Annotated in this window: 4 protein-coding genes and 2 pseudogenes; 5 read left to right on the top strand and 1 reads right to left on the bottom strand. The window is 78.7% G+C overall.

Annotation, left to right across the window (positions count from 1 at the left end; all coding sequences use genetic code 11):
• The 4 genes from HLB09_RS13590 to HLB09_RS13575 all read left to right on the top strand — a co-directional run.
• A partial coding sequence (locus HLB09_RS13590; protein WP_171203883.1) for an aminotransferase class V-fold PLP-dependent enzyme occupies nucleotides 1-408 on the top strand: 408 nt, incomplete at its 5' end.
• A gap of 3 nt (nucleotides 409-411) precedes the next feature.
• Nucleotides 412-1,509, top strand: coding sequence for a tRNA 2-thiouridine(34) synthase MnmA (gene mnmA / locus HLB09_RS13585; RefSeq protein ID WP_322790187.1), 1,098 nt, complete (start codon nucleotides 412-414; stop codon nucleotides 1,507-1,509).
• Between the two features lie 70 nt (nucleotides 1,510-1,579).
• Nucleotides 1,580-2,659: a uroporphyrinogen decarboxylase/cobalamine-independent methonine synthase family protein gene (locus HLB09_RS13580; RefSeq protein ID WP_212771067.1), complete on the top strand. Its 1,080-nt coding sequence runs from the start codon at nucleotides 1,580-1,582 to the stop codon at nucleotides 2,657-2,659.
• 302 nt (nucleotides 2,660-2,961) lie between these two features.
• Nucleotides 2,962-4,008 carry a hypothetical protein gene (locus tag HLB09_RS13575; protein WP_171203881.1) on the top strand — a complete coding sequence of 349 codons (1,047 nt, stop codon included), beginning with the start codon at nucleotides 2,962-2,964 and terminating at the stop codon, nucleotides 4,006-4,008.
• A 112-nt stretch (nucleotides 4,009-4,120) separates the two neighbouring features.
• Here HLB09_RS13575 and HLB09_RS20435 read toward each other — a convergent pair.
• Nucleotides 4,121-4,309 (bottom strand): annotated as a pseudogene (locus HLB09_RS20435) (GNAT family N-acetyltransferase); the annotation flags it as partial.
• A gap of 15 nt (nucleotides 4,310-4,324) precedes the next feature.
• Here HLB09_RS20435 and HLB09_RS20430 point away from each other — a divergent pair.
• Nucleotides 4,325-4,450 (top strand): annotated as a pseudogene (locus HLB09_RS20430) (phosphoketolase family protein); the annotation flags it as partial.

Raw genomic sequence — 4,450 nt, 5'->3', positions numbered from 1 at the left:
CGGGCGCGCCTGCTCGCCGGCGTCCGGGCGGGCGTCCCCGACGCCGCGCTGCGCGGCGACGAGCGGCCGGGCGCCTCGCTGCCCGGCACGGCGATGCTCACGCTGCCGGGCTGCGACGGCGACGCCCTGCTCTACCTCCTCGACGCGCGCGACGTGGCCGTCTCCACCGGCAGCGCCTGCAGCGCAGGGGCGCTGCGGCCCAGCCACGTGCTCGCGGCGATGGGCGTGCCCGACGACGACGCGCGGGGAGCGCTGCGGGTGAGCCTCGGGCGCACGAGCACGACCGAGGACGTCGACCGGCTCGTCGCCGTCCTGCCCGAGGTCGTCGCCGCCGCCCGGCGGGCCCGGGCGGCGACCCGGCCCACGGCTCCGGGCGCCCCCCGGCCGGCCGCGACGGCGGGGGTCTGATCCGTGCGGGTCCTGGCCGCCATGAGCGGTGGCGTCGACTCGGCGGTCGCGGCGGCCCGCGCCGTCGACGCCGGGCACGACGTCGTCGGCGTCCACCTCGCCCTCTCGCGCGGCGCCGCAGCGGGGGACGGTGCGCCGGGCCCGGCGCCCGCGCGGGCCCGCGGCTGCTGCACGGTGGAGGACGCCGGCGACGCCCGCCGGGCCGCCGACGTCCTCGGCATCCCCTTCTACGTCTGGGACCTCTCCGAGCGCTTCCAGGCCGACGTCGTCGACGACTTCACCGCCGAGTACGCGGCCGGGCGCACGCCCAACCCGTGCGTGCGCTGCAACGAGCGGGTCAAGTTCGCCGCCCTGCTCGACCGCGCCCTGGCGCTCGGCTTCGACGCCCTCGCCACGGGCCACTACGCGCGGCTGGAGCCCTCCGCCGACGGCGGACCGCCGACCCTGCACCGCGCGCGCGACGCGGCGAAGGACCAGTCCTACGTGCTCGCCGTCCTGCCGCCCGAGCGCCTCGCGCGGGCGCTGCTGCCCCTCGGCGACGCGGCGTCCAAGGCGGAGGTGCGCGAGGAGGCGGCGCAGCGGGGCCTCGCCGTCGCCGAGAAGCCCGACAGCCACGACATCTGCTTCGTCCCCGGCGGGGACACGCGGGCCTGGCTCGCCGAGCGCGTGCCGCGGCGGCCCGGGCTGGTGCGCGACGAGGACGGCGCCGTCCTCGGTGAGCACGACGGGGCGGCCGGCTTCACCGTCGGCCAGCGGCGTGGCCTGCGGGTGGGCCGGCCGGCCGTCGACGGGAAGCCGCGCTACGTGCTCTCGCTCTCCGTGGCCTCGGGCGACGTCGTCGTCGGGCCCGCCGAGCGCCTCGAGCGCACCCGCGTCGTCGGTGGCGCCCCGGTGTGGGCCGGGCCGCCCCCGGCCGCGGGGCACCGGCTGGGGGCCCAGCTGCGCGCCCACGGCGCGGAGGTGCCGTGCGTCCTGGCCGGCACGGACCCGCTCGTCGTCGACCTGGCGGAGCCGGTCCGCGGCGTCGCCCCGGGCCAGACCGTGGCCCTCTACGACGGCACCCGCGTGGTCGGCTCGGCCACGGTCGAGCGCGCCGCCTGAGGCCCCGCGGGGTGCGGCCGCCGGCAGCCGGCGGTCCGGGCGCGTCCGGCGCCGCGGCTACCGTCGCGGCGTGACCACCGGCGAGCCCTCCCCGAGCCCCGACGACCCGCGGGCGGCGGCCCCGGACGGGGAGCCCGCCGCCGCGCTGCTGGGGCGGCTGAGCGGCACCGGCTCGTGGCCCGAGCAGGACCCGCTCGAGGCGGCGCGGACCGTCGTCGGGGAGCTCGGCCCCGCTCCCGGCCTGCCGCACGTCGTCGAGATGCCCGGCCGCGGTCCCGGCGCCGAGATGGTCGGGCGCACCGCCGCGCTGCTCGTCGGCCTGCCCGTGGACCTGCAGCCCTCCGGGTGGCGCTTCGTCGACCGGCCCGGCCGCGACCTCGAGCGCGCCCGCAGCCTGCGCCGCTCGGACCTCGACGCCCTCGCGGAGGCCGCCGACGGCTGGGCGGGCGAGCTCAAGGCCCAGGTCGCGGGCCCGTGGACGCTGGCCGCCTCGGTGAGGCTGGGCCGCGGCGAGCGCTCGACGACCGACGCCGGCGCCCGCCGCGACGTCGTGGCCTCGCTCGCCGAGGGCGTCCGCGAGCACCTCGCCGAGGTGGCCCGGGCCGTCCCCGGGGCCGAGCTCGTGCTGCAGCTGGACGAGCCGTCGCTCCCCGCGGTGCTCGACGGCCGCCTCCGCCGCTCCAGCGGTTTCGGTCACCTCGAGCCCGTCCCGGCCGAGGAGGTCGAGGTCGGGCTGCGCGCCGTCGTCGACGCCGCACGGAGCGCCGGGGCGCGGCACGTCGTCGTCCACTCCTGCGCGGACGACGCGCCCGTCCCCGTCCTGCGGGCCTCCGGCGCCGACGGGCTGTCGCTCGACCTCGCCCGGCTCGGCGCCGCGGCGTGGGAGTCGGTCGCCGTGGCGGTCGAGGACGGGCGACGGCTGTGGGCGGGGCTCGACCTCGCCGGCCCGTCACCGCTGCCGGGCGTGGACGCGCTCGTGGCCGCGGTGCGGGACCCGTGGCGACGGGTGGGGCTGCCGCTCGCCGGGCTGGCCGACGTCGTCCTCACCCCGGCGTGCGGCCTGGCCGGCGTCGACCCCGCCCGGGCCCGGGCGGCGCTGCGGCGCCTGCGCGAGGTCTCCGGGGCCCTGGCCGAGGTGGCCGAGGGCTGAGCGCCCTCTCCGCGGTGATGGATGCCCGGGCGCACTACCACGCTGGGTGACGGGTCGGGGGAGGCATGAGTCACTCGTACGGGTGAAGCGGCGGGCGCCGTCGTCGCGCGCCGTCCGGTCGCCCGGAGTTGGTCCGCCGTTTCCGTCCAGACCATTGCCCCGCTGTGACGCTTCTGACACGGTACGACTCGCGTCCGCATGTGACACCGATGTCCGCCTTGGCCGTCACGTCACGGACGTCCCATCCGCACGTGACCACCGAGTGACGAAGGCCCCCTCGAGGGGCTGTCGAAGGAGCCTCCATGAAGCTGATCAGCGCCCTCACCGCCGGCACCCTCCTCGCTGCCGGCGGCGTCGTGGCCGTGGCGGGCCCCGCCATGAGCTCCTCGGGCCTCACGACCCGCTGCAACGGCACCGCCGACGGCGTGACCATCCCCGGCGACCTCGTCGTCCCCCGCGACGCCTCGTGCGACCTCACCGGCGTCACGGTCACGGGGACGACCCGCGTCGCCGCGGGTGGTGACCTCGTCGCCGAGGGCACCACCTTCCAGGGCGCCGTCACCGTCGCCGAGGACGGCTACGTCGGCCTGGTCGACTCCAGCGTCGCCGGCCGCGTCACCTCCCGCCAGGGCTTCGGCGTGACCCTCGAGGGCAGCAGCGCCCAGTCGCTCGTCACGCGCGCCGTCGAGGGCTCCCAGGTCGAGACGGTGACGTGGGTCGAGGCGGGCAGCACCGTGGGCGGCCTCGTCGACGCCCGCGCGGGCGAGCTCCTCCTGTCCTCCTCGGTGGTCACCGGGAACGTGCGCGGCCTCGGGACGCTCTACACCGACGTCGTCGACTCGGTGGTCGACGGCACCCTCGAGGTGCGCGACAACGTCGAGGGCGGCGTCTTCTGCGAGAGCGAGGTCTACGGCGACGCGACCTACGCGGGCAACATGTCGGTGCTCCAGCTCGGCGCCGACGGGCCGGTCGAGGTCTGCGAGCAGATGAGCGTCTGGGGCGGCGACGTCGCGGTCGTCGACAACGACGCCGAGATCGTCCTCGACCAGAACATCGTCCGCGGCGACGTGACCCTCACCGGCAACGACCCGATGCCGACCGTCGGGCCGGACAACCGCGTCCGCGGCACCGTCAACGGCATGTCGCAGGCCGAGGCCGAGGCGATGGTCGCGCCGCAGGAGCTCGCCCGCTCCGTCGAGAAGGCCGCTGCGTCGCCCATGGCGCGCACGGCCGTCGAGGCCCCGACGGTCGAGTCCGTGCTCGAGCGCGAGGACGGCCGCCGCGCCGCCGTCGAGCAGCGCACCGCCGACGCCGAGGCCGCCGCTGCCGCCGCGGGCCCGATCGCCTGACGCCGGCCGCCGGTCCGCCCGGCAGCACCACCCGGGGCCGCCCGGTCCGCCCTCCCGGGGGCGGACCGGGCGGCTCTGCCGCGTCAGCGGCCCGAGGGAGTGGTCGTCGGGCTCACGGGCGGGAGGACGCGCCGCGGCGCCAGACGTGGGGCGTCGTGGTGGTGACCGGGACCAGCCCGGCCCGCTCGAGCACGGGCCGGGAGCCGGGGCTGCAGTCGCTGTGCAGGAGCCCCTCGCCGAGGCGCAGGGCCGAGCGCGCCCGCGCCGCCGTCAGCGCGCGGTGGACGCCGCGCCGGCGCCACCCGGCGCGGACGGCAACCTCCTGTGGGCGCACGCCAACCGCTGCGTGCGCGAGCGCGACCTCGAGGCGATGTTCGTCACCGGGCCGGGCCACGGCGGGCCGGCGATCGTCGCGAGCACCTGGCTCGAGGGCACGTGGTCC

It is taken from the genome of Pseudokineococcus marinus, assembly GCF_013004605.1.
Lineage (GTDB): Bacteria > Actinomycetota > Actinomycetes > Actinomycetales > Quadrisphaeraceae > Pseudokineococcus > Pseudokineococcus marinus.
This window is presented reverse-complemented; position numbering and strand designations above follow the sequence as displayed.

Coding starts and splice junctions, on each gene's coding strand:
- HLB09_RS13575 (WP_171203881.1), top strand. CDS start 2,962: ATGAAGCTGATCAGCGCCCTCACCGCCGGCACCCTCCTCGCTGCCGGC.